The organism is Tardiphaga sp. 619_E2_N8_4, assembly GCF_051810905.1.
Taxonomy (GTDB): Bacteria; Pseudomonadota; Alphaproteobacteria; order Rhizobiales; family Xanthobacteraceae; genus Tardiphaga; species Tardiphaga robiniae.
Genome location: NZ_JBPWQJ010000001.1, coordinates 2512218 through 2538186, shown reverse-complemented (window position 1 = coordinate 2538186; position 25969 = coordinate 2512218). Strand labels below are relative to the sequence as shown.

Genomic DNA, 25969 nt, shown 5'->3' with positions numbered 1-25969 from the left:
TGACCGAGACCGCGCCTCCAATGAGACCCAGCAACAAGATGAAGCCGAGCGCGTAGCCGTAAATCGGTCGGATGGATCGTCGCGGACTCTTCAACATAGAGGCTACTTTCAAGGGTCCCCCGGTGTTCGAGGCGCCGCGGCGAGGCAACCAGAAAATTGAACGCCTTACGAAGACACACTCATGCGAGGCATTCTGAGAAATGCGAGAACCAGAAATTGTTCCCATCTAAAAGTGAAGTCGTTCGGGAACAGGTTTTGTTAGTTTGCATTTCTCGGTTGGGGCGTCACGAGAGGAAACGACATGCGAAAACTTCTTATTGCAAGTGCAGCACTGACACTTATTGCAGCGCCGGCGCTCGCCCAGACGACGCCGAGCTCGCCCGCTGCACCAACAACGTCGGACCGGACGACCGGCGCAGTTGGCTCGGAACGCGGCAACAACGCCAGCTCTCTCAGCGGTTCGAACGCAGCTGCAGGAAAAGCCGGCGGCGCCAACTCAATGAACAACGTTGACCAAGGCCGCACTAGCGGCGGCGGCGCGGGCGGTGGTGCAGGCGGCGCAGGTGGTGGCGCAGGCGGCGGTGCCGGGGGTGGCGCGGGCGGCGGGAACTAATTGTCCAGCTGGACGGATGTACTCTACTGGACAGCTGGGGCCCCGGAGCAAGTGCCGGGGCCCTTCGCCTGAGCACGCCTATTGGCCATGCTTCAATAACACTTGCCGACATGCTTTCGAAATGCGCGGCCTATTCTGCTGAAGGCAGGAAAGCACCATCATATCCCCGCCCTGAATCGCTTGTGCGCAATAGCGCTTCACGCTGGCACGGCACGCAGCCTGCTCCTCCAGCGTTCCGCTGCTTTGCGCAAGGGCTGTGCCGGAGAATACGATTGCCGCAGCTATTAACAGGATCGAACGTGTCATCAGTAACTCCTATTTGCCCTTGATAACAGCTCTTCGCCTTGCTCTGTTCCTCCACGGCTCACCAATTGGAAACATCATCTGGCTGGCCACTTGGTCGGATCGCACCGCACCATCGAGCGCGATGGGATTGGAACACCATTCGCACGTGCGAGTTGGACGGGCCCCCTGCTCGTGAAGAACATGAAACGTATTGCATCGATGAGCGTCTTCGCTCTCTCCTTTCTAAGGAGCCCGCCTGGCAGAAAAGCGGCTGGACTGGCTACGATCCTGCGAGCAAACCTTCGATGCGGACGAGATGCGCAGAGAGCGCCAGCTGTATGGTTCTCTCTGATTGAGAAAAGGCCCGCTTCGGCGGGCTTTTTTTTGTTAGCGTATACTTCGTCAGCAATCTGCCTCGCCTGTCGATCGGCCAGCCCGGAACGAATTATTCCGCCGGCTCTTAAAATCCCGGTCCGTGCGTGTGTCAGCGATGAATGCGGAGCCGAGAATGTTCCTGATGGGCCTTGGCGCGCTGCTAGTCCTAGGCGGCGTCTTGTACATGGCACGCGCCGCTATTTGGCGGGGATCGCTTAGCGGCCCAGATTCCTCCCGGCCAGTTCGCGACACTCTGGAGCCACCGCGGCGGGGCATGAGATTCTTGGGGCTCGGAACCAACTGGCCGGGCATTCTCCTAATGGTAATTGGTGCGGTTCTGTTGGTGTCGGGGGCCAGTTTCTAGACCGCAAATGTTCGCTCGGCTTGGCTCGATGCAAACCTTTTCCGATGGATGAACCCGTCTATCACTAGGGCAAGAAGGAGCCGGCGTGGCGCGACCAAGCTGGCGAGAGACCAATGAGTGAGCGAGATGAGATCGATCATCTGATACGTTCTGTGACCGCGGCGAGAAATCTTTTGAAAGACTACATCGGGCCGGGCTCGCGAAGTGCCGTTGATCTAGTCGATCGGCTGATCGACGTGCTCGACGATCGGGACTTCGTTGCCACGCTGGATCGGCTCAATCGGCGCAAAGTGATCCGATTGATCGAATGACGAAAAAGCCGCCCGGGCATGACACCGGCCGGCATCCTGATGGGGCTGCCGGCTCCCCGTCCGGTGCCGCCGCATTCTTGGATAGGCTGATCGAGCTTGGTTAGCGCATCGTTAATGCGCTCGCTCGTGCTGTCGATCCGACCATGGAGCAATCCCCAGATTCCAAAGTGCTAAGAGGACGGCGATCACCAAACACCACTAACATACTGATATACCGTCCACGGTGGGTTTCAGGCCACTTCCCTGAATAAACCATTCAGGACGCATTCATTAGACTACTTCTAAATCGCTTGTTAGACGCATACGTTTGGCAAGTAGGTGAGAAAATGTCCTTTGACCCGATGGCCGCGGTAGTTGATTGGCTAGATGCCTATCGCTCAGGCGACCTTGAAAGTATTCTCGGCCTTTATGCCGAAGCCGCTACGATCGAATGTGGTTGCGGCGGCGCCACGACGATAAATGGTCGCGAGGCTTTACGTGCATATTGGGAGCAGCGCCTAAGAGATTCTCCGGCCGCGGACTTGGACAATCTCGAACCGGCCCGTGATGGCGTTGCCATTACTTACGTTTGCCACGGCTCAAATATCCGGGCTGACTTTGAATTTGATGCTGCTGGCCAGATCACCTTCCAAAAATGCGGCCCGCCAAATTAGGGCCCCTTGACCGCGCAAACGCGCTGAGGGTCATCAGGCTAGTCGAATAAAAAGCCCGGTCACCGGCGCCGAGCAAGAGCGGCTGCAGGCTAATCGCGGGTACCTACCCGACTTCATCATCTGGCGGTTTTTTTTCGCTGCGCCAATCGGTGTTTGCCGTGTCGTCGTAGCCGCTTCTATTACTGTAGAACATCAAGGCCATCAGGCCGCATCCAATAACGAGTGAGAAAACCGTCCCGAGCGCCAAGGCGATCCAACCATGGATCGACATCTCAGCGTCCTCAGCTGACGTCCATGCCATCATCGACCAGACAATTGCGAAGAGCAGCATGGCGAACAGAACGATTAAAACGATGGCCTGACCAAAGTTAATCGTCCGGGATGGATTTTGCTCGCGCATTGCAACCTCCCTGTCGGCACCGTGCCTGTCCGGCTATTAGACACTCCATCGCGACGGATTACAAAAAGCCCGGCCTCCGTTCGACAGCCGGGCAAGTTCCGGAGGCAAACACGACCGGGTCACCCGCTCGTGGGGCTACCCGGACGGTGACGCGCGCGATACCACCCACGCCGATTGCATTGGCTGCTGCTCGAGACAGATCGATGCAACGACCCTTGATAAACGGGCCGCGAGCCGTGATCCGAACTTTTACCGACCGATCATTGGCGTTATCATCGTGACGTGGCTGCCGAAGCGCGTGGTGCGGTGTGCGGCCGCCAGGGCGTAAGTCGAACCGTTCGCCCGAGGCCGTCCCGCGGCCGTGATAGCCATCTCCTACGCCGTATGGCTAGCGATGCAGTTTCCTCCTTGGTCATGGTGAGGTTGAGGGATACGACGCCTTCGAGGAAGTTCTGAGCAGCAGCAGGCCTGACGGAGAGCACGCACAGCCAGGCTGCCGCTAAAAGGCGGGTCATTGAGTTTCCATTTGTGTTGATGCTAGATTTTCCCGGCCGGAGCGATCCCAGGAAGCACACGCGACGGTCGGCCCGCCGCTCAAGGATTCGGCTGAGCGTCGGGCCATTTCATTGGCTGCTATTTGATGGAACGAAATCTATTATTGCCGCTTTTTCCTGCGGTCGGCAGTTGTGTGGTGCTGTCGGCCGGGCTCGGCGGCTTCCCCACCCCCAAAACCCAACGCCGCCGAGCCTCCTATGATTGTACTCAGCTGATGTGCCCTGCGCCGCCGGTGACAGGCGATGGCGAAATCCGCTCCGCAAGCCGTGAGAAGCAGCTAACGAATTTCGCCGGTAAGGTTGAGTAGTTAGGTTAAGGAGCGGCTTGTGTTGTGCACATGAACGAAGGGCTTAGCGTCAAAAGTGTCGCGTGACGTTGCCGGACTTGTCGTTCGTACCGGCAACATTTCAATTGCGTGGCACGGGGTCGCTCAATTGCAATATGAGCGGCCCCACTAAGCTAGGCGGATGTTGACCGGAACGTTGTCGATCAGATCTGATTATTTGAGGAGCCGATGGTCGTTCTTCCAAGGTCATACACTCCGGTTTCCGTCGGCCCAGGAAGGATTCCAAGAAGTTTGTTCTTTCCGGCAGCTGGCAGATGATCCCTTAAGCTGTCGCCGGGCTCGGCGGCTCACCATGTCCCTCAACCTCAGGCGGCCGGGCCTTCCATTATATTATTGGGGGCTTGATGAAGCGCCGCCGGAACGAAACCATTTGATCCAATTTTCACGAGCCGGCAGCTTTTGCAGAAGCTGTTGGCCGAGCTGAGCGGCATCCGCACCGAGTTCAGTGAGGCGGCCGGCGGCGAAATCTCTCCGCCGCCGGGCCGATCCTTCCCGAGGAACGAATTAGTTTGTGCTGACTTTTCACGGAGCCGGAAGCTTTCCTCGGCCCCTCGTCGAACGGCATTCCCATCTCATCTGGGCGATAGGATTCCGGATACTGCGGTACAAAAGCGTCGCCGCTCTCCATTTCGGTTGGGACGCTATGATCCCGAGGAGCGCCGAGACGCATTCGGTTCGGTTGAGCCAGCCCGAGCGTTGCGTGAGCTTGGCCTCGACGTTGAATGAGGGCCCATCCAACGAGCGTTGCGGCCAGAATGAGCGCAGACTTGGCCTGAGGACTTAGCCGGGGATCTCCCAGTTGGCGAAGGCCAAGTCGGCGTCAAACCTTCGGCGACGCGCGAAGGTAGGACCGGTAAAACTCCACGCTAGCCCGCTGAGCGCTTGACATCCCTTGGCGGGCCATTGGCCGCTCGGGATCGATATGCCGCGATAGCCCGATTGGACAACAGAAGGCGGCTCGTGATGCCCTCTCGCATCAGTCTGGCTACGTGAAATGTGAGGAACTGGTTAGCCTCACGAACATCTTCCAAGTCTCCCGAGCGCCGCAGAAAATCGAAAGCGATATCGACGGACTCATCAAGAAGCGCAGCGAGCGAGACAGTAGTCAGGGTCGCCTCCCGTTATGAAATTGCGAGCTCTTTACGCACGGTCGCGGCAGAGTTGCCAACTTTTTCGACAACGCTTTGCAACTCCTCCTTCGTAACCTTGAGGTGCTTGGTCCAGTATCGAACTCTTGCTGCGACCTTGCGGAGTTTTTTTTAAGATCGTCCATAACAGCCTCGATTCGCGTGTTAAACGGCGGACAGCGGCATCAAGTTCCCGCCAAGACCGCTACAGACACATCTGGCGCCAGTTGCGCAGGTTAGCGCTCTGTAAAACGTTACGATCACATAAAGGAGCCGCGCCAACCCAAAGGCCCGCGCGGCGAGTTCGTCTATGCAAGAGTTTGCGTGCATGCAAGGACGTGGGATCAAGAGCTCTAATTGAGCGTTGTTCCAAGCGACTGGTGGTGGGAAAGGTATGCAATTGCGACCCCGCTGCGGACCGGCTGAAGGTCGTCTAATTCCGAAGCCGGGTAGTCGTTGAGACGCCGTTCCCGGTAGGCCCGCAATGCGTCCCGCCTACAAATAATTTTGGTCCCGCTAAAACACCATACGGTTCCCGTCACGTTGCGAGCGTCGCGGGTGCGCCGCGAGCATGTGTCTGCCTTGACGTACTCCCCAATTACAATGGTTGCTTGATTGCCGGAGCAGTCCGGCGAATTTTGCGAGAATACAAGGAGGGAGCCGGTTAGCAGACTTGAACTCGCAGGGACGGCGTTGAGCAGAACGATGCCGCAGCTCGCATTAAGATCAGCAGGCGCCGTGCAATTGCACCAGGCCCTCGCTCTCCGGCTCTGCCACGCGGCCATCAGTGCCTACGCGACCGAGAAGAGACCCCTTGTCATTAGAATTTGCCACTTATTCCCGACTTCTATCGGAACTACCGTGTGTCTTCCTCGTTCACGATGACTACAAAAAATGGAGGAATTGATCATGAAGGCGCGTTTCTTATTTAGCACGGCGGTCGGCTTGGTGTTCGCCACCGCAGCAATTGCTCAGTCGCCAAGCGCGACAGCAACCTCCCCTAGCACACAACAAACGCAGTCCCCGAGCACCTCTTCGCCTACGACTCAGAAGGCGCCCGATACGACCAACGATCGGTCCACGTCCACCTCACCAAGCACATCCACCAGCTCTTCGCAGGCGCAGACGACTGCTCCATCGTCGGCGGCCGGGTCTTCAACATCGCAGCCCCCGCAGGCGCAGACCAACACGCCGCCCGCAACGGCCGGCGGCCAGATGCAGGCTCCGACCAGCGGCGGTACTAACGCTGCAGCGCAGCCAACGACAACGAGTAATACGGCGCAGTCTCCTTCTAACAACGCGGCGCAAGCTCCCTCGACGAACAACAATGCGCAGTCGCAATCGACCAGCGTCAATGCTTCCGTCAATATCAATGACCAGCAGCGCACGCGTGTTACCCAGTCGATTTCTCGGCTCAACGTGCAGCCTCTTAACAACGTTAATTTTTCCCTGACCGTGGGCACCTCTGTTCCCCGCGACACCCGTCTGCAGACGCTTCCCTCTGAGGTCGTCGAAGTCGTACCGCAATATCGAGGCTACAGCTTCTTTGTGGTGCGCGACGAAATCGTCATCGTCGAACCTTCGACCTTGCAAATCGTAACTGTGCTGCCGCGCTCCGGTGGATCAACGGCCGCCGCGCCTGCACCGGCCCGCTCCAAGGTCTCGTTTACCGACAAGGACCGGGACGTTGTGCGCAAGCACGTCAAGACGAGGACAACCGAGCGCCAAACGACCGGCAGTACGGCCAAGACGGTTATCCGCCGCGGCGAGCGTCTACCGGAAACGGTCGAGATTGAAGAATTTCCCGACGTCGTTTACCGAGAAGCTCCTTCACTGCGCGACTACCGCTACATCCACCGCGAAAATCGCACCTATCTGGTCGACCCCGGAGAGCGCGTGGTGATCGACGAAATTGACTGACACGACTTCACAAAGTGAATCGAGGCGGCCAATGGGCCGCCTCTTTTTCGCAATGTCATTACAAAGGCCGAAACCTCGGGTGCGATGGCTGTCATATGGGGGCTCGCGCACTTTTCCGTATTATATTTTGGCAGGTCCTACTCAGACTTCGTGGCGTGTGCCTTATCGGGCAGTGCAGCCAATTGCTGAAGCGCGACCCGACTGTTCAGCGCCGCAAAAGTCTCGCGCGTACTGAAAAAACTGACGGCTTCGTCAAAATCCTCAGCTTCTACAATTTTTGCTCGCGCGATGGCGAGGTCGGAATCGATCTGGCCACGGCTGCGTGGCTCATCAACCAGCGATCTCAAATGGGCCGCGCACAGATCCATGTCCTTACGCAATTCGTGCAGCGAGCTTGCGCCGTAGATCGGTGCCGTCAAGGCCAACTCTTTTGCGCGAATCAGTACTTTCGGCGGTAGATTCTGTTCGGGAGTTCCGAATAAGCCGGCGTGCTGGCCTGGCTGCAGAGCGCGCGACGACACGATGGCCAGCGGCATCGACAGCCACAGACCTACGATTACCGGCGTCATCCACAGGAATAGCGGTAGCGACACCGCATAAGCGCTAATCGCCATCAGTACACCGAACACGGTCGGTACCGCGTACTTTCTGACCACTTCGCGGATCGGGACGACGCCGTCGTCGCGGCGCTGGACCTGCCAGCCGGCATCCCGACCAAGCAGAATCTCGCCTACCGCCGACGATTGGAAGATCATCATCACTGGCGCGATCAGGCCGGACAGCAAAGTCTCGACGATGATGCCGGACAAAGCAAGAAAGCCGCCGCCGAACCGCGCTCGATTTTCGGCCTGGGTGAGCAGCAAAACGTAGGCAAGCAGTTTTGGTACGATCAGAAGACCCATCGTGCCGGCGAAGACCCAGGCCGCGCGAACCGGATCTTGGGCTGGCCACTGCGGAAACAGCGAAAATCCCTTTGCGAAATATTCCGGACGCACGAACTGGGCCTGCAGCGAGATGAGAATCCCGAGCACCAGAAACATGAGCCACAGCGGCGCAGTTAAATAAGAACCGATGCCGGTCAGGAGATGCAACCGCGAGACCCAATGAAGCCGCGGCGCTGCCAGCACAGCCAGGTGCTGCAGATTGCCCTGACACCATCGGCGGTCGCGCGCTGCAAAATCGAGGAGCGACGGCGGACATTCCTCGAAACTGCCGCCCAGTTTCGGAGCCATGTGGATCGCCCATCCGGCGCGCCGCATGAAAGCTGCTTCAATGAAGTCATGGCTGAGAATATGGCCGCCGAACGGCTTGCGCCCGGGAAGTTCGGGCAGGCTGGCATGTTCTGCGAAGGCGCGCACGCGGATGATGGCGTTGTGTCCCCAGTAATTGCCTTCCGAGCCGTGCCACCAAGCGATTCCGGAGGCGATTACCGGGCCGTAAAGCCTGCCAGCGAATTGCTGCATCCGTGCGAATAGCGACCGCGCATTGACAACGATAGGCAGCGTCTGGATCAGACCGACGCCGGGATGCTGCTCCATGCCGGCGACCAGGCGCACGATCGTGTCACCAGTCATGAGGCTGTCGGCGTCCAGGATGATCATGTGATCATACCCAGCGCCGAACCGCTTGACCCAATCCTCAATATTTCCCGATTTGCGCGCGGTGTTGCGCATCCTATGGCGATAAAAGATGCGATCGCTGGCAGTCTCGCGGCGCAGTTTCAAAATGGCTTTTTCCTCGGCCACCCAGATTGCAGGGTCAGTGCTGTCACTCAGCACGTACCAGTCGAACTGCGCGGCGTAACCGGTCTCCGATATAGATTCCCACATCGCCCGCAACCGCGCCGTGATCTGATGGGGATCTTCGTTATAGGTCGGTAACAGCATCGCGTTGCGGCTTGAGATCATCGCAAGTGGCGTAAGCGGTTCTATGGCGAGCGGATCCCGTGCGCGCATCAACAGTAGGACGAAGCCGGCCAGTGCCGACATGAACGAGAACGCGACCCAGGCGAACAGCAGTACGAAGAGCGCCAGTACCATGCCTTCGAGGATGGTCACGCCGCCGACCTTCAGCACCTCGAACATCTCGTAGCCGCCGGCCGCGGTCAGGGCCACGGTGCCGAGGAGGATGTAAGCGCGCCGCAGAACAGTCGGCATGGGCCTGAACTGCGCGCGTCGTTGGGAGGAAGCTGGCCCTGCGAGCCCATCCGATATCATCGTCAGCGGCATCTCTGGCGGTAGAAACCTCTCGCCCGCGCCGGCCGGCAACGTAGCCGCAGGCACGGTAACCAATGGCATTTGGTTCTTCACATTCATGGTGTCCATCGATAGACCCAAACTTCGGAGATCGCCTGATCGTCCTGCATCAAAGAAGCGCGCAATTCGACCGGCGCCTTACTCTTGACCGGCATCTCGAAACTCAGGCGCCAGCCGCCGTTTTGCGGATTCCGCTGTGTTACGATATTGCGGATTTCAGCCTTTTCGGCCGTGACAACACCTTTGATCTTGGTGGGATCGATGGATTTGAGCTTGTCGCCAATCAGATCGAGCACAAATAGCTTGGTATCGTCCCCGCGCGCACCGATGCCGCTGCGTGAAAAGATCGCCAGCGCCGACGGCTTCGGTTGATCGGGCCCCCAATGCAGGCGGTAGGTAAACGCGAGTTCGCCCTTTGCTGGAAGCGGGTTTTTCGGACGCCAAAAGGTACCGATATTGTCGTGAATCTCTTCCTTGGTCGGAATTTCCAGCAGTTGCACCGATCCCTCGCCCCAATCGCCAATCGGCTCCACCCAGAGACTGGGGCGCCGTTCGAAACTTGATTCGAGATCCTGGTAGTCGGAGAAGTCCTTCTGCCGTTGCATCAGTCCAAAGCCGCGCGGATTTCGGTCTCCGAAAGAGCTGATCTGCAGATCGCGCGGGTTATGCAGGGGTCGCCAGAGCTGCTCGCCTCGCCCGTTGAAAATTGCCAGACCGTCGGAATCGTGCACGGCAGGGCGGAAATCGTCCACTTCCTTGCGGTCGTTCGGACCGAAGAAGAACATGCTCGTGATCGCCGCGAGGCCAGTGTTTTTTATTTCCACCCGCGGGTAAATGACCATTTCTACATCGAAAATGGTCGTATCGCCTGGCCGGATGGTGAACCGATAGGCGGCCGCGGCACTTTCACTGTCGAGCAACGCATGCACTACGATCGAGTTGGCGTTGGACGCCGGCTTCTCGATCCAGAAGGACTTGAACTGTGGGAATTCCTCGCCGGCCGCCTCGCCGGTGTTGATGGACAGGCCCCGCGCGGACAAGCCGTATACTTGGCCTTTGGCCACCGCGCGGAAATAGCTGGCGCCGAGAAAAACGCAGACCTCGTCATAGTAATCGGGCTTGTTGATCGGGGCATGCAGCCGGAAGCCGCCGAAGCCTAAGTCGGCGCCGGCCGGCGGGGGCGGCGTAGCGCCAAAGGAGAAATGCTCAGGTTGATAAGGGACTTGGGTCGCCTGGCCATTGGCCACTTCATAGATATCGACGCGATTGGTGTAGAACGAGCCACGATGAAAGAACTGCACCTCGAAGGGCAGCTTCTCGCCGCGCCACAAAGCCTTCTCCGGATTAAAGCGCAGCGCGCGGTATCGGTCGTAGTCCAGATCCTTGAGGGAGTCTGGCAGCTTGTTGTCTGGCGCCTTGAACGCCTTGGCGGCGGCTTCCCGCGCCATTTGCCGCACCACGGCGGCGTCGAACGGCACAGGCCCGGGAGCTGCGCGGGCGCTGCGCGGGATAATCGTCATCAATGGCAAAGCGGCCGAAGCGCCGAGAAGTTGTCTGCGGTTCAAGGTGTCTCCAAACGCCAGAGTGATAGGCAATAACACGCGCTGCACCATCGAGTTCCGCGAGCTGGAACATTCAGCGCTCTGCGCTTGCCTTGATTGCCGGTGTTTCCCGACTCTAGCTCACTAAGCGCTGGCCTTTCCCAACCCGCGCTCGGCCGGTGTCAAATGCCAGTCGACGGCGCGCGAACTGACCATAGACGAGTAAAAATAGCGCTGTCCGGTTGTCGATAGATCGGTCCACGCCGTGCGACGGCGCTAAGTCACCATTCAATGCGGCAGCCAATACGCCCCCTGCCGGATGACTCACGAAAACCCTCAAGATCAGCTTTCAACGACGGACGCAGCGCTTCGACGATGCTGCATTGATCCGCATTAGTGCTGCCAATTTATCCCGCCGGTTGTTCATAATTCCCCGTCGCGCAGCCCGGTTTCTCGCATCGACCGCCTGACACGCCACACCACTCCGCCCTGACTGCTGAGCTTGACCTCCGGTGAAAAAAATGGCCCGCCGAAGCGGGCCATCGTTGTTATCGGGAACGACCGTACAATTCTCGCTCCTTGCGCACCTGCCCCGCATCGTAGGGCGGGCTTGCCGGGTCATACCCGCTCCAGCCCGACTTCTCCCAGGCCACACGGCGATCATTGAGATTGACTGACGATGGGCTCATCAGCGCCTCGAGGCGCGCGCGATCGGCCTCGTTGACCTTTGCCGAGACCAACGTGCCGCCGCGGCGAACGCCTTCCGCGTAAAGCGGTGCATCTTCCTTGGAGACGCCAGCCTCGGTCAGAGCACCAACAATGCCGCCGGTTGCTGCTCCGGCGGCAGCGCCGACTGCCGTGGCGGCAAGCCATCCTGCCGCGACAACTGGTCCAAGGCCAGGAATTGCAAGCAGCCCTAGTCCGGCTAAAAGGCCCGCAGCGCCGCCGATCCCTGCACCGATTCCGGCACCGGTGCCGGCTGCTTCGGCGCGATCATCGACGCCATCACCGTCGCGGTCCTTCTTGCCGTCGAACCAGCCCTCGGAGTTGTTGGCCACGATACTGATGTCCCCATGAGGAACGCCGGCGGCCTCAAGGCTTCCGACAGCTTTCTGCGCTTCCGTATACGAGTCGTACAAACGTGAAATGGTCACGGTCATGAGATTACCTTCCGGTTACTTTGCTGCGTTGACGTTGCCCTGGAAATCGACGCTGATCGCACTGGTCGAGCCACCCTTGGTCGCTTTGCCGCGCCATACGCCGTTGTCGTCTTTTTTCAGTTCGGTGACGTTCGTGTAGCCAGCCTTTTCGATGGCACTCTTGGCCTGCCCCTCGGTGAAGGAGTTGCGTCCGGCGACCGGCGCATTGGAGTTCTTCTGCTCGCTGTTGACGGCATTGTTGCCCGGACGATCTTTTGCCGCCGGGCTCTGGGCATGGGCTACTCCCGAGATCAGGAGAGCGGCGACACAAATAGTCGAAACGCGTTTCATAGGTCCCTCATAGGTTGGTGTTTGGGATCCTCCAACAAGCTGTTAGCTGACGCGTTCCATTGATTGCCGAAAAAAGGCCTAGACCTACGATAGCGGCGCGACATCCCTTGCTTACATTCTTTCCCGCAACGGCGGATCATATGGCCGGCTTGCGTGCCTTTTCTTGACTCACCGCCAAACCATGATCGGGAACTTTCGGCAATTGCGCGGATTGATTGACGCGTTTGCGTCTCGCAAATTTTGCAATTGGAGGATACGCCATGAAAACACTTTATCTCGCCGGTGCGCTAGCTGCTTTCGCTTGTACCTCGGCCTTCGCTCAAACGACGACGGTTTCCAGCGACTACTACGTGGTGCGCGATGCCACCACCAAGAAGTGCACAATCGTAGATAAGAAGCCAACGACCACGACAACGACGATTGTCGACAACGGAACGTTCAAGACCAGAACGGAAGCCGAAACCGGCATGAAGACCATGAAGGTCTGCACAGAGAACTGACGCGCGTCAGCACCCGTCACCTCGATCGGTGACGGGTGCTTGTGCCGACCGGTCACGGTATCGCGGTTCCGATTAGCGAGAGTCGACGCGACTAATCGCAAGGATGCGCAATCGCATGTCCAGCGCTCCACGACGTCTCGCGCTTGCAGCACGTGTCGGCGCGGCTCGCGCCTTAGCGAATGACAGTGCCAGCCGCCTTCGCGCGTAGCGGAAAGCGGGACACGCATGAATCGATCACTCAATGGGTCCCGTTGCCGAAGTGCTAATCGAGTGAGCATCACGCCTCTGTTGCAATTTCAGGAGCACATCGATCGATTAAGGGAACCTCCGTCCGCGTGACACATCCCTCGCAGCGAGCGCCAACGCTAAGCGTCGTTCTAAGTTAAGCCTGCGATCTTCTATTGGCGGCTTGAAAATATTATCGCGAGCGACCACGCCTCGATGCTCGTCGGCTTGGATTGCATCGATGTTGCAATCTTCGAACGTGCAGTACGTGAAAGCGACGCTGGTGGTCCCCTCATCGAGCAGTATCTGGCATTTGACGAACTCACAGCAGTCGTATCTCAGGAAAACGGGACGCCCGCGAAAATCCAGTACCCTTCCCTGAAATCTCGTTTGGTAGATGACGTGTTCGTCCGCACCATTGTCTGTGTTCATTTCGCGCCGAGGATTTCTGTTTATAGTTCGGTCATGCATTAGTCGGCTATCGATCCCACTATTTTCTAACGTCAGAAAATCTGACCTTCCACCAGCTCATAGCGGTCAATCCCGGCATGGAGCGTCAGCCGCCTGGGCGATGTCGACAAACAATTCCTCCGACGCCGGATGCGCGTCCAAATCCCCGCGCTCTATATGCAGCTGTCTTCCTCCTCGGCAGCAATCGAGATACCAGGATTTCCCGCTCGTCTATTTCCGCCAGGGCTCATAATAGTCAGCACCACGCTTTCTGAATCACATCCAATAGTTATGATAGGTCATATAAGTCAATGTACTAACGGGTACAAACGTGGCGCGCGGTCCTCGATCACTCGGTTAGAAGCCGTTTCCCCGCCTTCCACACGGTCGATGGAAAATGTCGGGATAAAGCGGCAATTCGACGGAACGACCTTAAGCGTTGGCAGTTTTCACTCCGCCGACACACCAGGAGGACGATCATGAAATTCATTTCCACGGCTGCCATTGCAATCGCTTCGCTGGCCTACTTCTCGCCTGCCCTCGCTCAGAATGGAGCGGCGGGCGGAGCCGTCGGCGGCGCAATCGTCGGTGGCGCCGTCGGCGGCCCTGTCGGTGCCGCCGTTGGCGCTGCCGCCGGCGCCACGGCAGGCGGCATTTCCGAGGCCAACCGTCCCCGCTTCCACAGCTACGTCACCGAGCGTCGTCACCCGTCATACCGGTATGACCGCGAGCTACGCGTCGGTGCCGTATTGCCCGACAGCGGCGTCACCTATTATGAAGTTCCGCGAGAGTACGGTTCCACTGCCTATCGCTACACGGTGGTCAACGATCGGACCGTACTGGTCGACCCGGGCACCCATCGTATTGTCGAAGTGATCGACTAAGCGCGCTTTTCGAGGCGGGCCGAAAGGGCCGCCTCGACCAGTTCGATGCGTCTTTGTGGGAGGATCATCTTGCCCATATTTCAATATTTCGTGTGGGTCGGCGCCGTATTGCCCGACAGCGGCGTCACCTATTATGAAGTTCCGCGAGAGTACGGTTCCACTGCCTATCGCTACACGGTGGTCAACGATCGGACCGTACTGGTCGACCCGGGCACCCATCGTATTGTCGAAGTGATCGACTAAGCGCGCTTTTCGAGGCGGGCCGAAAGGGCCGCCTCGACCAGTTCGATGCGTCTTTGTGGGAGGATCATCTTGCCCATATTTCAATATTTCGTGTGGGTCGGCGCCGTACTGCTGGGAGTTCTATTTGCCATCGGCGAAAGCGACAGCTCTCCGACAAAAAGCTCCTCCGCAAAGGGCTGGAGGCCCACCGATTCACTGCGCAGCATGGCGCATCATCGTCAGCCGGAAGACCCGCCACGTGCCCGGGACGCGGCGTTACGCATCGTCAAATAATAGATCGGAGGCCCCAAGCCCTGTCTATTCAACGTGCCGTTCCTAGAGACTTAAGCAGGTCGTTGCTTTGTTCAGGAGTTGCTAGAGGTGGATGACTTCCAGCTAATGACGATCATAGCCGAGGCTATTAGCACTTGTGCTATCGAGAACCGCAACGGAGAAAAATTGCCGATAACGAGCGAGCAAGCGACCTGCGTTGCAAAGGTAGTGATCACGGCTCTCTCGCTGGCCGGTTTTGAGATCACGCCGATGGCAAAGACGGCCGGTCCAACCTAATCCGGCGCTGCCAGCGGTAGGCTGCACCGGATTGTTGTCCATCCGTCGGCACGGATGTAGTCAAACTTTCCTTCTAAGGCGCGGAGGCGCTCCTGCATCCCCGTCAGGCCCCGGCCGAATTTCGGCTCTAGGGGCGCCCTCGCACCATTATCGGCAACCTCGACCAGAATAGCTTCGTTCGTCACCTCGGTCTTCACGCTCATCTTAGACGCACCGGCATGTTTCAGGACGTTGGTGATGCCTTCCTGCAGCAAACGGTATACGGTCTGAGCGACCACACTGTCCGCCGTGACGATCCGGGGATCGATCTCGAATGTCACGGCCATTTCAGGCACCTGCGTGTGTACGTCACGCAAAAGCTTTTGGATGCTAGCATCGAGACCCAGCTCTTCGATGAGCATTGGTCGCAGCCGCTCAAGAATGCGGCGGTTGGCGATTTGCAAAGCCTCTACCGCCTGCAGCACGCGCTCCTCTCCCATAGACCGGTTGGTGCCGCTGCCGCGGTCGTCGATCATAGCAGTAACGTTAGCCCGGATAGCAAACAGAAGTGGACCAAGTTCATCGTGCAACTCACGCGAGATGTCACGTCGCTCCTCATCTTGGATGGAGATCATCTTTCGTAATAGACTTCGGTTCTCTGAACTGAGGCGACCGAGAGTCAAAGCAAGCTCGTTCACGGACAAGCAGCTTTCCCGAACTTCAGGGGGGCCGGAACAATCGACTTTCTTCGAGAAGTCACCAGTGCGGAGCCGTGCCAGCCCCTCAGCGAGATCGCGTAAGGGCTGCAGCGCTGCGCCAATCGTCACAAACGACAAGAGGCCGGCAAGCAATGCCATGCCGACGAGTGACCCGAGAAGCGAGAGAAAGCCGATCCATTTCTCGTAGATCTGCGCAGAGAGATCTGGTTCGAAAATAAGATCGCCGACCCGGCGACCTTGGACCAGGACGGGAATATGCTGCGCAAGGTCAGGCACGAACAGCGCTTTCACGAACCATTCCGGGACCCTGCCGGACGTCTTGCCCTGCTCCGGTGCATGCACCTCGCCATCACGGCGAAACCGGATCGCATCCGCAGGTGTCGAACCGAGCTGATCGACGAACGCCGCGAGGATTGCGTCGGGTCTTGTGGAGGCCGCGAGAGCGGCGTTCAAACCCGCCGCGACGGTGATCGCCGACCGCGCCGATGGCTCGTTTTCCTCCAAAATTTGATCCGAGGAGAAAATCCATAGCAAAGCGAGGCCGGCAATCAGGGCGCTCAGAAACATGCCGCCCAGCAGCACGCAAATGCGTGCACACAGCGACAAAGTCGTCCACATTGGAATCATTAAATTGGTCAACCCGGCACCATTCCTCTGGTCAAAGCGTTGAAATCCAATATGCATAGCATAATTGCGAGATTGTCCCGCCGATGGCACAGCCTGTGAAGCTCCTGATTGTCGATGACCACCCCGTCGTGGTGTCGGGCTGCCGTTCGCTGTTTGCGTCGGACCCTACAATATCCATCGATGAGGCGGTCGATGAGAAATCGGGGCACCGCGCCTATCTATCTAAACGACCCGACGTGACGATCATCGACATCAATCTGCCGGATCTTTCCGGCTTCGAGTTGATGCGTCGTATCCGCAAGGATGATCCCGACGCGCGTATTATCATGTTCAGCATGAATGACGATCCAGCCTTTGTAGTCCGAGCCATCGAGCTCGGTGCCCAAGGCTATGTCTCTAAGGGCGACGATCCGCGCCTGCTCATCAAGGCAGTACGCAAAGTGGCCGCGGGTGAGAACTTCATTTCTCCGCATCTCGCAAAGACAGTAACGTTCTCAGGCGCTGCTATCCGGGCAAATCCGGCCACCAGCATGTCGGCCCGGGAACTGGAAATTCTTCGGCTCCTCGGCCGGGGCGACAAGATCGTTGAGGTCGCCGACGCGCTCGGCATCTCCTACAAGACGGTAGCAAATACCACGTCCCTACTGAAGCAGAAGCTGGGCGCACGGAACCACTCCGATCTTATCCGTATAGCCGTCGAGATGGGCTTAAATTAGAGTTCTTCACGATCAAGTCTTGGCCGCTTCTTTCGGCACAGCCCCCATCAGCCGCAGGCTTAAAGCCTAAGGACGTGGATCGACAAGTGGCTAGCGTTCCTATGACATGGGAGAAAGTGCCGCCACAGTCTTGGGGAGGCGCGACGCCTGTCGCCGGATCCGCGCGAAATTCACTGCGGAAACGCTGCTGCATTGCGTCGTGAGCGCAGCGCAGCGCAACAACAGCGCCAGGCGCGGAACGAGTGGCGGACGCTTAATCGCGTCCGCCGGACTTATCACCAATGATGACGATGACCGCGGCCGCGGCTCCAGCCGTAATGATGCCCGCGCCCGCGGGACCAGCCGTAATGATGTCCGCGTCCACCCCGATGCATGTGGCCATGACCATGACCGTGGCCGCCCTTTATCTCGATCGCATCGCCCGAAGCTGTCATCGGCGCTAGCGGCATAGCGGCCACGGCCGCTCCACTTCCCGCCGTCAGCAAAAGGGCCGCGACCCCGGCGATCATCATCCGTTTCATATTGCTCTCCTTTGACCGCACCATGCGGCCGTTGACACAAATTCCCGGGCTGCGATGGGTTCCTGAGCTCGGCGTTACGAAGACAACTGCTGGCATCAGCGCGCCTTTTGGAATATGGCGCCGCCCGTATTGCTTCTTTTACCCGGAATCGTCATCCAAGAACGGAACCAAGAAACTGCTTTCGCTGTTGTTGCGCAAGACCGAATGAGCGGTCTCGACAGTGGAGGTCATAAAATGAATAGGAGATTGATGGGATCGGCTGCGGCCATTGCCTTGATTGCCACGACTGCTTTCGCTCTGGCGCAGGGCGGCGGCGCGAGCGGATCAAAGGGCGGCGATGCACCTGCCGCGTCAGCACCGCGGGCCGGCGAGGCTCCTTCGACCAACATGCCCGCTGCAAAGGGGACGGCAAGTGACGGCAAGTCGATGACCGATACCAGGTCTGCACCTGATGCCAAGGCCGCCTCCGACCAGAAGGCAGCGCCTGCCAAACCAGCAACGACCGCCCAGGATAAGTCTGCCGTCGCTCCGTCGGATAAAGCCGGGACCTCTGCGCAAGAGCGCACCGACACCAAGGGCGCGAAGTCCGCGACGGACACCAAGTCGACAACTGAAACCAAGGCTGCCACTGACGCCAAGACCGGCGACGGCAAGGCCGGCTCCGCGTCTACGACGGGCAATGCCGCGACGTCTGCAACCGTTGCCCTTCCTGCTGAAAAGCGCACGCAGATCACTAGTGCGATCCGGCAAGAAAAGGTCGAGGAAGTTCGCAATGTGAACTTCAACATCTCAGTAGGCGTGACGGTACCGTCTACAGTGCGCGTGCACCCGCTCCCAACGCGAGTGATCGAAATCTATCCAGAATGGCGCGGATACGACTTCATTCTGGTCAATGGTCGTTACGTTATCCTTCGACCGCAGACACATGAGATCGTCTACATCATCGAAGGTTAGGCCCGGCGCCGCCTTGTGGCGCTAGACACTCGTTCCTCGTTCACTCTACTGCCCCGGGTCCACATCCGCGGGCAGTTTTTTTTGACCTTGTGCGGATCAATGCAGCTACAGCGGAACGATTGCCACTTTATCCCGTTTGCGTCTCGGTTGAACAAGGGAGCTTGAAGATGAAGTTATCAACTTACGCATTTGCCGCTGCCGTCGTGGCGACCATAACTACCCCGACCTTTGCAAGTGCGCAGGACGTGCGCGTTCGCATCGGCGAGGATCACGGAATGTCCCGCGACTATGACCGCGGCTACCGCGGCCCTCGCGCGGAATATCGCCGCGATCATGGATGGCACCGCGGCTGGCGCAATCGCGACCGGGTGGTAGTGATTAAGCAGCGCCGTCATCGTTGGGATTGATCCTAGGAAGTGGCCCGCATGGGCCACCTCCTCCTTTTCTGACAAGGTTATCCGCATGACTTTTCTAAAGACATTCGATCGACGTGCAGCTGGCTTAATCATCTTCGCTGGTTTCATCACGTTAACATTTGCGACTCAGGGCTCCGCGGTGCCTAATGCCCCCGCAGGAGCTTCTGACGTGCTAATCGCATCAGGCAGAGCGCCTATGGACCAAGACGCCGCACGGGTTTCGCAAACTGCTGCCGATAGCGTGTGCGAAAAGCAAAACTGGCCATACTACTCCGAAGAATGCCTGCGCGGCGAAGGCGGCGGATCCGCTCCGCGTCAAGTTCACCTACAACCGGCTGCTGTCGAGCCGGCGAAGCCGACACCTATCCTCGCCTCTACAAACACCGCCGAGCGCAAGCCAACTGAGTTCCGCCAAGTCACAGAAACGCCCCGCCGGCGTAAGATGCGCCAGACGCCGCACTATGCAAGCCGGCGCATTTCAAGGCCACAAGTGATGCAACGTGAGGATTCCGAGCAACTACCCTTGACCTGGTGAGCTTGCTACAGCGTTTGCGCGTAATGATTGTTGGGCTATTGAGCGTCACGTCATCTTTGGGTGCCAAGAAATGTCGCGCCTGGCGCGCCCAAGCGCTCGAGCAATAAACTACCATCGCATTGAATTTGCACGGCATGTTGTGGAAGGTCACACCGGCAAATGGATTCAATAGTGTCAAACAACGAACGTCGCAGCGGATTTTCCCGCTTTTTTGGAGACCTTGCTAACAAGACTTCTCAACTCGCGGGTCGAGCCACGACGTTCATCGTCGCAGCCGCCGTCGTGATCATCTGGGCCGTGACCGGTCCTCTGTTCGGTTACTCGGACACGTGGCAGCTTGTCATCAACACTGGGACGACGATTGTGACGTTCTTGATGGTCTTTCTCATCCAGAACTCTCAGAACCGAGACAGCGCCGCCATTCAGGTGAAGCTAGACGAACTCATCCGAACGAGTGCCGCTCATAACTCATTCGTCGGCATCGAGCATCTGACCGACGAGGAATTAGAGGATATCCGGACCAATTGCGAGGCACGCGCTGCTGCCGAGAAGGTCGGTGAAAGGACTGTGCAACGCATGGGCGAGAAAGCTCGCGAAGCCGCGGACGCCGCTGGGTCCTGATGGACGGATGATGCGGGTTCCGTCCTGGCTTCGCACCCCCCTCATCGTAACTTTCGTCGTCGCCATGTCCATGCGCCGGCTCAGGACTAGACGACGCTCGGCATCCTGCCGACCCGTTCACGGGCCGGGGTGTCAAGTTCGCCGCGACCGACAACGAAGCAAGTTGGTCAATCCGCATCGGCTAGCCTCCGAACACGAACCGCAGGACTGTCACGATGGTCGCGGAAATGAGGAATGAAATCGCGAGCAGTGTCCAATTCGGCCTTGTGCTTCCTTGAGCCCATCCAGCGAGCATTTTCATGCCCGTCAACATTCGTCTTGGGGAAGCCGGCGCAGGTGCGCTATGCCGAAGCTGGCGAGTTCTTCGGTATCGCTTTCTCGCGTTTCACCCCTCCTGTGCAGATAGCGCTCCAGCAGGCAGCGGCGGCTGTCCTGTGTATCGACGTCGGGATGCGCCGCCCTGTACACCGTCCATGCTGTCTCTGCCGCCCTTCTCACTGCCACTTCGTCAACCATTCTCGCTCCGGCGATTGCTTACAGTCGGTGCCAACTCAGCACGACGGCGAAAGTTGCCAGTTCTTCCCGAAACGTCGGCCATAGCGGAGAAGCGCGCGGTGTGTCGCCGTAAATTGACGTTCAATAGATCAGTACATTTTTGTCCCGCAGCCCGGACTGGGCATCCATTTGAAAGATGGTAGCTCATCGTTTTGCTCCTCGACGGCCCGGAAGCGCCGCCGTGGCGCTGGAGGCTAAGGACCGCCGCGAACGATCAATCAAGGAGACAGCAGGCCGATTCGCCGTTTGGACGCGAGGTCGTTTTTACCGCCCGAAGGCCATCCCGACGGGTGCCTTCGGCCACAATCATCTTTTTCCCGGTTGGGGAATACGTTGGAGGCCGAGAAGACACAAGCGAGCGATGAGGATGCGCCGCAGCCCCTGGCGGCAGGTAGAGCCACCGTCACTTAAGGCCGCGAGCCTCAACGCGTCGGGAACAATAAGCAATATTCGAGAGTTTGAAAACGCAGGGCAAAAAAAGTCGATTCATGCAGCAGACGGCCGAGCGATGCTTTTGAATACAGCGGTGAGGACTGCAGGCTCTGACGGTAACAAAACGAGGAGAAGAACGATGAATGGTTTGATTTATCTGGTGGGATTAATCGTCGTCATCTTGGCCGTGTTGTCATTTTTCGGGCTGCGCTGAGATGGTTAAATCGATTGAACCTGGCGCAGCTTCCGTTGAAGTCCCCTCAAGGTATTTGAGCTGGACGCCCGTAATCCTCGGTGCCCTCATAGCGACCGCGCTTTCGTCAATTCTGCTGGCCTTTGGCGTAGCGCTCGGACTTGGCGTTTCATCCACGGCTCCGACTTGGCGGGACGCCTCCGCTGCGCTTTGGATATTGTCGGGACTTTATCTCATTCTCCAAGCCGCGCTGAGTTTCGGAGTGGGAGGCTATATTGCCGGGCGGACAAATGTCGGTCTCGCTGCTTTGGATACCGCCGAAATTGAACAGCGCGATGGTCTACATGGACTCGCTGCGTGGGCGCTTGCCGTTGTTCTTGGCGTAGCGCTTGCGGCCTTCATTGGAAGCGCGACACTAACGCGGCCGAACAGTAACGGATCGTCAGCACGCACCAGCGCTGCGGAGCCTTTGCTAAGCTACGAGATCGACCGCCTGTTCAGGCCCTTGCGTCGCGCCGCAAACGTAGACCTTCTGCAGGAACGTGCGGAGGCGGGAAGAATTCTCTTGACCTCGTCGAGCCACTTGGGAATGAGCAGCGAGGATCGATCTTATCTTGCTCAACTCGTTGCCGCGAACACCGGTCTCGCCGGCGCAGAGGCGGAAAAACGGGTCGATGCCGCGATTGCAACCTCTCAAGCGTCGATAGCCAAATCTCGACGGAGTTCAGTGATCCTGGCCTTCTCCGTCGCGGCGGCCATATTGCTGGGCGCTGTGATCGCGGTGGCCGCCGCCAGCGTCGGCGGCAGCCACCGCGACGGCGCAGCGATGCCGCATTGGATGGGTGCTCGCGGATCTGGAGCTGCCTATCGACGTGAGGTCGCGTGAGTTAGGTTGAACGTAGTAGATCGAATTGAATGCGCCGATCTTCTCGCTAACCTTGGCTGCCGCAAGTCTTGTACTGAACAGCGGCTAAGGCGGACGACGGGGACTTTAGATTTCGCTTGGATTTATTAGGCCAAGCCGTTCGATGACGCGTATGACGCCTGTGGGCGAAACCTGAAGCAAGCCGTCTACGCGAACCACATGCGGGCTGGAGGTCACTCACAGCAAGGCACTCAACCTCACAATGGCCGTGCGCCAAGACCGGCCGTTTCGCCGGTCGGGTGTTGTAAGACGACGAGTTGCCTTTCGCCTTTCGTTGCCGCGCGAATTCGCCACTGCTGACGGGCGCGATCTGGTGAACCCTCTAGTCGAGTAATTCTTGCTTAGACGCGGCTAGACCCATTATTTCGTTGCCTGCGGGCGAGCTTCGCGGCGCTGAAGGTGAACTACATCAATGCCGGGGATTGGCTTGAGAAATTAATAAATTCCGCGCAGAACGCCTTGACTTAAAGCTGATTTCTGCCGTGTGGGCCCCTCCCCGCGGGCCACGATCTTTGGACCATTACAGATGTTGTGACGGCAAAGGCACCTCATTGTTTGTTAGTTGCTAGCGTAGTTCATATGGAAATCTTTCATTTTGCGGAGCTCTTCAAGAAGGATCACAAAGTTACTGCGGCACTGTCCGGAAGATCCACTCGCGCCACACGGTCAGTAGTGCTGCCATAATGACAGGCCCTAGGAATAAGCCGAACAGGCCAAATGCAGCAATACCTCCAAAGATACCAACAAATGCTAGAAGAAAGGGAAGTCGCGCCGAACCACCGACCAGAGTGGGCCATACGAAGTGATCGCCAGCAAGCATAACGATCGCACCCCATAGAAACACCCCAGCGGCCGCAAACCCACTGCCTTCGCCGGAGACCAAAACTAATGCCGCCGCGGTGAAAGCCAACCAGGCTCCGAACGGTAACATCGCGAATGCTATGGTTATTATAGTAAACATCACGGGGGTCGGTACGCCGGCGACCAAGAATCCGACACCAATAAGCAATCCTTCGCCCACAGCGACGAGAATTGTACCGTTGACCGTGCCGCGCGTCGCTTCGACCATTTTCTCGACGAGTCCCTCTCCTGGATCGCCGATAAGGCGGTCGCACGTCTCGAGGAAACGGCTCGTGACAGCGCGACCATTACGGAGGAGGAAATACAAGGTCAGAAGCGAGAACAGCAACAGAAAAAGACGATGAAGCAGCTGTGAGCCGAATGTTTTAAACAACTCCGACGCATTATCCGCGTTAACAGTTTGAAGCCATGCCGCTGCAGCTTTTGGATCCGAGAGGTTGGCGCGCCACCAAGTTTGCAGAGTTTCCGCAACGAGCGGTAGACGCGCGACCCAATCCGGCACCTCAACACCACTCTCGCTGGCTTGCTTTAGCCACCTCACAAGAACGTCGCCTTGCTGCGCGATTTGATAGATGGCAAGTGACAGTGGGGTGAACAGCACCAAAGCCACGATTGCGGTGAAGATGAACGCTGCCAGACTTGAATGACCTGACGAAAAGCGCGCCGCAAACTTCAGGTACAGCGGCCACAGGGCAACTGCGAGAATGGTGGCCCATATCAGGGCCGGCAGAAAAGCTGAGGCGGTCCATGTCCCGAGGCCGAAAAGGACCAGGGCAAGCACGACCCGGGAGTTCCTACGCGCGTCAGCTCCTAAAGGTAGCGGCTTTCGCTCTGCTTTGGGTGACGCTTGTTCGATGTGCACCATCCGTCGCTTGCGCAACGCTTCCGTTCCGGCCTTTTCTACCATCCATCACGCCCCCGTTTATCGGGGAAGAACAAAAAAGACTGTCGTTCAGTTCCAATCGGGAAAATGTTGCAATGCCATGAACGAGCACCGGATTTCGATTCTGAGGGGCGGACGTTCGAACCGCTCCGAGGCCAACATGAATTGCCCAACAAAATTCAGCTACTTCGCTCGGTATCGGCTTCGTTCTTTTGCGGATTTACGTGCTGCATCTCGTATTTGCTAAACCCCTTCGATTTCGGGCTTTCCCTTTTAGTCACGATGAGTGCACGCAATACGGTATTAGCGAATCGCTCTATGCGCGGTAACGTCGTCGATGCGGCAAAATGCTGTGACGACACCTCCTGAAAACCAATCCATCCTGAGGTTCGCCGAACGGCCCGATGCCCCCAGGGCTAGGGTTCGAGCGCGTGGCGGGGCCGTCTTCGTGGTTGTCGACGGTCCCGCTGTTCGTGCGCGGCCGCTATCGTCTCGTCAGCAAAATAGAACTGAACCTCTGCGACAGCTCGCCGCACCTATGAAGGCCAGCAACACAGGAGGCCATCATGCCAGTCGCACTGAAGCAGCCAACGCCCTCGATCGTCACAGCACCCACAACGTCGCCTTGGATGCATCTTGTCTGGTTCGGGGCGGCCGGACTGTTCGTATCGATCCTTGCAATGACCTACGGCTTGGATCTCAGCCCGGGTTTCTTCTGAGCAAAGGAGAACCGCCGGGGGACTGGGAAACCGGCGGATCGATATTTCAGTCAGTTCGCCGCAATCAGCCGACGCGCAGGTTTTCTGCCGACGTCTTTCCGCGGTTTTCCTGCTCTTCATAGCTGACCTTGGCACCCTCGTTGAGCGTGCTCAGCCCCGCCCGTTCCACGGCCGAAATATGCACAAACACGTCCTTGCCACCTGTGTCCGGCTGAATGAAGCCGAAGCCCTTGGTCGCGTTAAACCACTTTACGGTACCAGTCGCCACATCGCTCTCCCTACGGCTATCGGCACAACGTCGCATGAAGCCACCGAGAGTCAAGAAGAGCACGCACGAGAGACTAGGACGGCGAGTTATCGAATGTGGCCACGCCTGCCTCTATGACCTCGATTTCATTCTCGACAGCATCCAGCGGCACGCGAAAATCGAAACCGGTCCGGCTTCGCAGGTCCTTAGCGATGCGCTTTCGATGATCCAGCAGACCGACCAGCGCCGCCCGATCACCAACCTGGATGTATGCGCTGACGATAAGCTCGATTGCTGATGCCACTGCCGCCTCCAAAGAAAACCCGCCGGGTCGCTCCGGCGGCTCTGTCGTTTCGTCTACCAGCTAGCAGTAGGCATTACAGTGCCGCTTGAGATGAAGCTATCGGAGGAACCTTAAAGAAGGATCCCGACCGCAGTGCGGTGATGATGCGGTCGATGGTTTGGACCGCGCGTTTCGCGACACAGGCCGGCTGTGGTATTCGCCATCCGCTACCATGCAGTTGTCCTGATCGACGCCTTCTTGCATCGGCAAGAATTGCTGGAGTGACGCCCGGCCCAAGCAACGGAAGCCGAGAGGCTTCCGCGCTCCTGACCAAGAGGTGGTGAGTTCACGATGCCTACTATCGTCGGAGCACTTGTTTTCTGGAACACGGCATTGCTCATAGGGCTTAATGCCGCTCGGAGAGCCGATCGTAATTTTCTTTCACTATCGCTCTGAGGTCAGAGTAGACGTCTGATCGGGATGACCCAGCCGCAAGATCACGGAACGCCTGACTGAAGGCTTTCGTCTTTTCACGGACCATCAGATCAGCCTCATTCCATGCGGCCGTCCCGCCCAGCATAAAAATTTGTATACGCAATGCGACGACCCGGCTCGCTTCGAAGCCGAGAAGGGAAGCTTCGGTCATTGCGACGAGAGTAGATGCAAACATGTTGGCTCCCAGCTTATGAGCTCCCGT

Annotated in this window: 27 protein-coding genes and 3 pseudogenes; 16 read left to right on the top strand and 14 right to left on the bottom strand. The window is 58.1% G+C overall.

Going from position 1 to position 25969, the window contains the following annotated elements:
• Positions 1-301: 301 nt before the first annotated feature.
• Positions 302-613, top strand: a complete 312-nt coding sequence (locus tag AB8A23_RS12125) for a hypothetical protein (protein ID WP_439059619.1) — start codon at positions 302-304, stop codon at positions 611-613.
• A 78-nt stretch (positions 614-691) separates the two neighbouring features.
• Here the strand turns inward: AB8A23_RS12125 and AB8A23_RS12120 are convergent, their stop codons facing one another.
• Positions 692-919, bottom strand: a complete 228-nt coding sequence (locus AB8A23_RS12120) for a hypothetical protein (RefSeq protein ID WP_081422133.1) — start codon at positions 917-919, stop codon at positions 692-694.
• A gap of 831 nt (positions 920-1750) precedes the next feature.
• Here AB8A23_RS12120 and AB8A23_RS12115 point away from each other — a divergent pair.
• Entirely contained in the window at positions 1751-1948 is a 198-nt protein-coding gene (locus AB8A23_RS12115; protein ID WP_147421557.1) for a hypothetical protein, read from the top strand.
• 326 nt (positions 1949-2274) lie between these two features.
• Positions 2275-2601: a nuclear transport factor 2 family protein gene (locus AB8A23_RS12110; protein WP_081422157.1), complete on the top strand. Its 327-nt coding sequence runs from the start codon at positions 2275-2277 to the stop codon at positions 2599-2601.
• 103 nt (positions 2602-2704) lie between these two features.
• Here the strand turns inward: AB8A23_RS12110 and AB8A23_RS12105 are convergent, their stop codons facing one another.
• From AB8A23_RS12105 to AB8A23_RS12095, 3 genes and pseudogenes are all read right to left on the bottom strand, one after another.
• Positions 2705-3001, bottom strand: a complete 297-nt coding sequence (locus AB8A23_RS12105) for a hypothetical protein (protein WP_120286796.1) — start codon at positions 2999-3001, stop codon at positions 2705-2707.
• 58 nt (positions 3002-3059) lie between these two features.
• Positions 3060-3356, bottom strand: a pseudogene (locus AB8A23_RS12100) (RlpA-like double-psi beta-barrel domain-containing protein); the annotation flags it as partial.
• A gap of 1667 nt (positions 3357-5023) precedes the next feature.
• Positions 5024-5125: pseudogene (locus tag AB8A23_RS12095) on the bottom strand (DUF3606 domain-containing protein); the annotation flags it as partial.
• Between the two features lie 813 nt (positions 5126-5938).
• On the opposite strand from AB8A23_RS12095, the gene AB8A23_RS12090 reads away from it, so the two are divergent.
• Positions 5939-6949, top strand: a complete 1011-nt coding sequence (locus AB8A23_RS12090; protein WP_439059620.1) for a DUF1236 domain-containing protein — start codon at positions 5939-5941, stop codon at positions 6947-6949.
• 137 nt (positions 6950-7086) lie between these two features.
• Here the strand turns inward: AB8A23_RS12090 and mdoH are convergent, their stop codons facing one another.
• The 4 genes from mdoH to AB8A23_RS12070 form a co-directional block, all read right to left on the bottom strand.
• Positions 7087-9246 (bottom strand): glucans biosynthesis glucosyltransferase MdoH, encoded by a 2160-nt coding sequence (gene mdoH / locus AB8A23_RS12085; protein ID WP_439060534.1) that lies wholly within the window; start codon positions 9244-9246, stop codon positions 7087-7089.
• 14 nt (positions 9247-9260) lie between these two features.
• Positions 9261-10724 (bottom strand): glucan biosynthesis protein G, encoded by a 1464-nt coding sequence (locus AB8A23_RS12080; RefSeq protein WP_309943909.1) that lies wholly within the window; start codon positions 10722-10724, stop codon positions 9261-9263.
• A 569-nt stretch (positions 10725-11293) separates the two neighbouring features.
• Complete coding sequence (locus AB8A23_RS12075) at positions 11294-11905, bottom strand: hypothetical protein (RefSeq protein WP_068738739.1); 612 nt, start codon at positions 11903-11905, stop codon at positions 11294-11296.
• A 15-nt stretch (positions 11906-11920) separates the two neighbouring features.
• A complete protein-coding gene (locus AB8A23_RS12070; protein ID WP_068738741.1) occupies positions 11921-12235 on the bottom strand; it encodes a hypothetical protein in 315 nt (104 codons plus the stop codon).
• 260 nt (positions 12236-12495) lie between these two features.
• Here AB8A23_RS12070 and AB8A23_RS12065 point away from each other — a divergent pair, with 260 nt between their 5' ends.
• The 5 genes and pseudogenes from AB8A23_RS12065 (at position 12496) to AB8A23_RS12045 (ending at position 15086) form a co-directional block, all read left to right on the top strand.
• Positions 12496-12735, top strand: a complete 240-nt coding sequence (locus AB8A23_RS12065; RefSeq protein ID WP_184511638.1) for a hypothetical protein — start codon at positions 12496-12498, stop codon at positions 12733-12735.
• Positions 12736-13176: 441 nt separating this feature from the next.
• Complete coding sequence (locus AB8A23_RS12060) at positions 13177-13434, top strand: hypothetical protein (protein WP_439059621.1); 258 nt, start codon at positions 13177-13179, stop codon at positions 13432-13434.
• 455 nt (positions 13435-13889) lie between these two features.
• Complete coding sequence (locus tag AB8A23_RS12055) at positions 13890-14294, top strand: DUF1236 domain-containing protein (RefSeq protein ID WP_068738747.1); 405 nt, start codon at positions 13890-13892, stop codon at positions 14292-14294.
• A gap of 90 nt (positions 14295-14384) precedes the next feature.
• Positions 14385-14537 (top strand): annotated as a pseudogene (locus AB8A23_RS12050) (DUF1236 domain-containing protein); the annotation flags it as partial.
• A gap of 360 nt (positions 14538-14897) precedes the next feature.
• Positions 14898-15086 carry a hypothetical protein gene (locus tag AB8A23_RS12045; protein ID WP_139069975.1) on the top strand — a complete coding sequence of 63 codons (189 nt, stop codon included), beginning with the start codon at positions 14898-14900 and terminating at the stop codon, positions 15084-15086.
• Here AB8A23_RS12045 and AB8A23_RS12040 read toward each other — a convergent pair.
• Positions 15083-16423, bottom strand: a complete 1341-nt coding sequence (locus AB8A23_RS12040) for an ATP-binding protein (protein WP_439059622.1) — start codon at positions 16421-16423, stop codon at positions 15083-15085. The two genes, AB8A23_RS12045 and AB8A23_RS12040, sit on opposite strands and share 4 nt — an antisense overlap.
• 71 nt (positions 16424-16494) lie before the next feature.
• Here AB8A23_RS12040 and AB8A23_RS12035 point away from each other — a divergent pair, with 71 nt between their 5' ends.
• The 4 genes from AB8A23_RS12035 to AB8A23_RS12020 all read left to right on the top strand — a co-directional run bounded on the left by AB8A23_RS12035 (position 16495) and on the right by AB8A23_RS12020 (position 20174).
• Complete coding sequence (locus AB8A23_RS12035; RefSeq protein WP_081422136.1) at positions 16495-17127, top strand: response regulator transcription factor; 633 nt, start codon at positions 16495-16497, stop codon at positions 17125-17127.
• Between the two features lie 725 nt (positions 17128-17852).
• Complete coding sequence (locus AB8A23_RS12030; RefSeq protein WP_439059623.1) at positions 17853-18602, top strand: DUF1236 domain-containing protein; 750 nt, start codon at positions 17853-17855, stop codon at positions 18600-18602.
• A 167-nt stretch (positions 18603-18769) separates the two neighbouring features.
• Positions 18770-19009, top strand: a complete 240-nt coding sequence (locus tag AB8A23_RS12025; RefSeq protein WP_081422159.1) for a hypothetical protein — start codon at positions 18770-18772, stop codon at positions 19007-19009.
• Positions 19010-19712: 703 nt separating this feature from the next.
• Positions 19713-20174 (top strand): low affinity iron permease family protein, encoded by a 462-nt coding sequence (locus AB8A23_RS12020; protein WP_439059624.1) that lies wholly within the window; start codon positions 19713-19715, stop codon positions 20172-20174.
• A 306-nt stretch (positions 20175-20480) separates the two neighbouring features.
• Here the strand turns inward: AB8A23_RS12020 and AB8A23_RS12015 are convergent, their stop codons facing one another.
• A complete protein-coding gene (locus AB8A23_RS12015) occupies positions 20481-20690 on the bottom strand; it encodes a hypothetical protein (RefSeq protein ID WP_439059625.1) in 210 nt (69 codons plus the stop codon).
• Between the two features lie 406 nt (positions 20691-21096).
• On the opposite strand from AB8A23_RS12015, the gene AB8A23_RS12010 reads away from it, so the two are divergent.
• Both AB8A23_RS12010 and AB8A23_RS12005 read left to right on the top strand, forming a co-directional pair.
• Positions 21097-21375 (top strand): hypothetical protein, encoded by a 279-nt coding sequence (locus AB8A23_RS12010; RefSeq protein WP_439061187.1) that lies wholly within the window; start codon positions 21097-21099, stop codon positions 21373-21375.
• A 1-nt stretch (position 21376) separates the two neighbouring features.
• Positions 21377-22240 (top strand): hypothetical protein, encoded by an 864-nt coding sequence (locus AB8A23_RS12005; protein WP_439059627.1) that lies wholly within the window; start codon positions 21377-21379, stop codon positions 22238-22240.
• Positions 22241-22904: 664 nt separating this feature from the next.
• On the opposite strand, the gene AB8A23_RS12000 is transcribed toward AB8A23_RS12005, so the two are convergent.
• Positions 22905-24047, bottom strand: a complete 1143-nt coding sequence (locus AB8A23_RS12000) for an AI-2E family transporter (protein WP_439059628.1) — start codon at positions 24045-24047, stop codon at positions 22905-22907.
• A 542-nt stretch (positions 24048-24589) separates the two neighbouring features.
• Between AB8A23_RS12000 and AB8A23_RS11995 the strand changes: the two genes are divergently transcribed.
• Positions 24590-24742: a hypothetical protein gene (locus tag AB8A23_RS11995; RefSeq protein WP_158596709.1), complete on the top strand. Its 153-nt coding sequence runs from the start codon at positions 24590-24592 to the stop codon at positions 24740-24742.
• A 64-nt stretch (positions 24743-24806) separates the two neighbouring features.
• On the opposite strand, the gene AB8A23_RS11990 is transcribed toward AB8A23_RS11995, so the two are convergent.
• From AB8A23_RS11990 to AB8A23_RS11980, 3 genes are all read right to left on the bottom strand, one after another.
• Entirely contained in the window at positions 24807-25010 is a 204-nt protein-coding gene (locus tag AB8A23_RS11990; RefSeq protein ID WP_068738889.1) for a cold-shock protein, read from the bottom strand.
• Between the two features lie 73 nt (positions 25011-25083).
• Positions 25084-25293: a hypothetical protein gene (locus AB8A23_RS11985; RefSeq protein ID WP_086937168.1), complete on the bottom strand. Its 210-nt coding sequence runs from the start codon at positions 25291-25293 to the stop codon at positions 25084-25086.
• Between the two features lie 385 nt (positions 25294-25678).
• Positions 25679-25942: a hypothetical protein gene (locus AB8A23_RS11980; protein WP_439059629.1), complete on the bottom strand. Its 264-nt coding sequence runs from the start codon at positions 25940-25942 to the stop codon at positions 25679-25681.
• Positions 25943-25969: the final 27 nt, after the last annotated feature.

Coding starts and splice junctions, on each gene's coding strand:
- AB8A23_RS12125 (WP_439059619.1), top strand. CDS start 302: ATGCGAAAACTTCTTATTGCAAGTGCAGCACTGACACTTATTGCAGCG.
- AB8A23_RS12120 (WP_081422133.1), bottom strand. CDS start 919: ATGACACGTTCGATCCTGTTAATAGCTGCGGCAATCGTATTCTCCGGC.
- AB8A23_RS12115 (WP_147421557.1), top strand. CDS start 1,751: ATGAGTGAGCGAGATGAGATCGATCATCTGATACGTTCTGTGACCGCG.
- AB8A23_RS12110 (WP_081422157.1), top strand. CDS start 2,275: ATGTCCTTTGACCCGATGGCCGCGGTAGTTGATTGGCTAGATGCCTAT.
- AB8A23_RS12105 (WP_120286796.1), bottom strand. CDS start 3,001: ATGCGCGAGCAAAATCCATCCCGGACGATTAACTTTGGTCAGGCCATC.
- AB8A23_RS12090 (WP_439059620.1), top strand. CDS start 5,939: ATGAAGGCGCGTTTCTTATTTAGCACGGCGGTCGGCTTGGTGTTCGCC.
- mdoH (WP_439060534.1), bottom strand. CDS start 9,246: ATGCCATTGGTTACCGTGCCTGCGGCTACGTTGCCGGCCGGCGCGGGC.
- AB8A23_RS12080 (WP_309943909.1), bottom strand. CDS start 10,724: ATGACGATTATCCCGCGCAGCGCCCGCGCAGCTCCCGGGCCTGTGCCG.
- AB8A23_RS12075 (WP_068738739.1), bottom strand. CDS start 11,905: ATGACCGTGACCATTTCACGTTTGTACGACTCGTATACGGAAGCGCAG.
- AB8A23_RS12070 (WP_068738741.1), bottom strand. CDS start 12,235: ATGAAACGCGTTTCGACTATTTGTGTCGCCGCTCTCCTGATCTCGGGA.
- AB8A23_RS12065 (WP_184511638.1), top strand. CDS start 12,496: ATGAAAACACTTTATCTCGCCGGTGCGCTAGCTGCTTTCGCTTGTACC.
- AB8A23_RS12060 (WP_439059621.1), top strand. CDS start 13,177: ATGCTCGTCGGCTTGGATTGCATCGATGTTGCAATCTTCGAACGTGCA.
- AB8A23_RS12055 (WP_068738747.1), top strand. CDS start 13,890: ATGAAATTCATTTCCACGGCTGCCATTGCAATCGCTTCGCTGGCCTAC.
- AB8A23_RS12035 (WP_081422136.1), top strand. CDS start 16,495: ATGGCACAGCCTGTGAAGCTCCTGATTGTCGATGACCACCCCGTCGTG.
- AB8A23_RS12030 (WP_439059623.1), top strand. CDS start 17,853: ATGAGCGGTCTCGACAGTGGAGGTCATAAAATGAATAGGAGATTGATG.
- AB8A23_RS12025 (WP_081422159.1), top strand. CDS start 18,770: ATGAAGTTATCAACTTACGCATTTGCCGCTGCCGTCGTGGCGACCATA.
- AB8A23_RS12020 (WP_439059624.1), top strand. CDS start 19,713: ATGGATTCAATAGTGTCAAACAACGAACGTCGCAGCGGATTTTCCCGC.
- AB8A23_RS12015 (WP_439059625.1), bottom strand. CDS start 20,690: ATGGTTGACGAAGTGGCAGTGAGAAGGGCGGCAGAGACAGCATGGACG.
- AB8A23_RS12010 (WP_439061187.1), top strand. CDS start 21,097: ATGCGCCGCAGCCCCTGGCGGCAGGTAGAGCCACCGTCACTTAAGGCC.
- AB8A23_RS12005 (WP_439059627.1), top strand. CDS start 21,377: ATGGTTAAATCGATTGAACCTGGCGCAGCTTCCGTTGAAGTCCCCTCA.
- AB8A23_RS12000 (WP_439059628.1), bottom strand. CDS start 24,047: ATGGTAGAAAAGGCCGGAACGGAAGCGTTGCGCAAGCGACGGATGGTG.
- AB8A23_RS11995 (WP_158596709.1), top strand. CDS start 24,590: ATGCCAGTCGCACTGAAGCAGCCAACGCCCTCGATCGTCACAGCACCC.
- AB8A23_RS11980 (WP_439059629.1), bottom strand. CDS start 25,942: ATGTTTGCATCTACTCTCGTCGCAATGACCGAAGCTTCCCTTCTCGGC.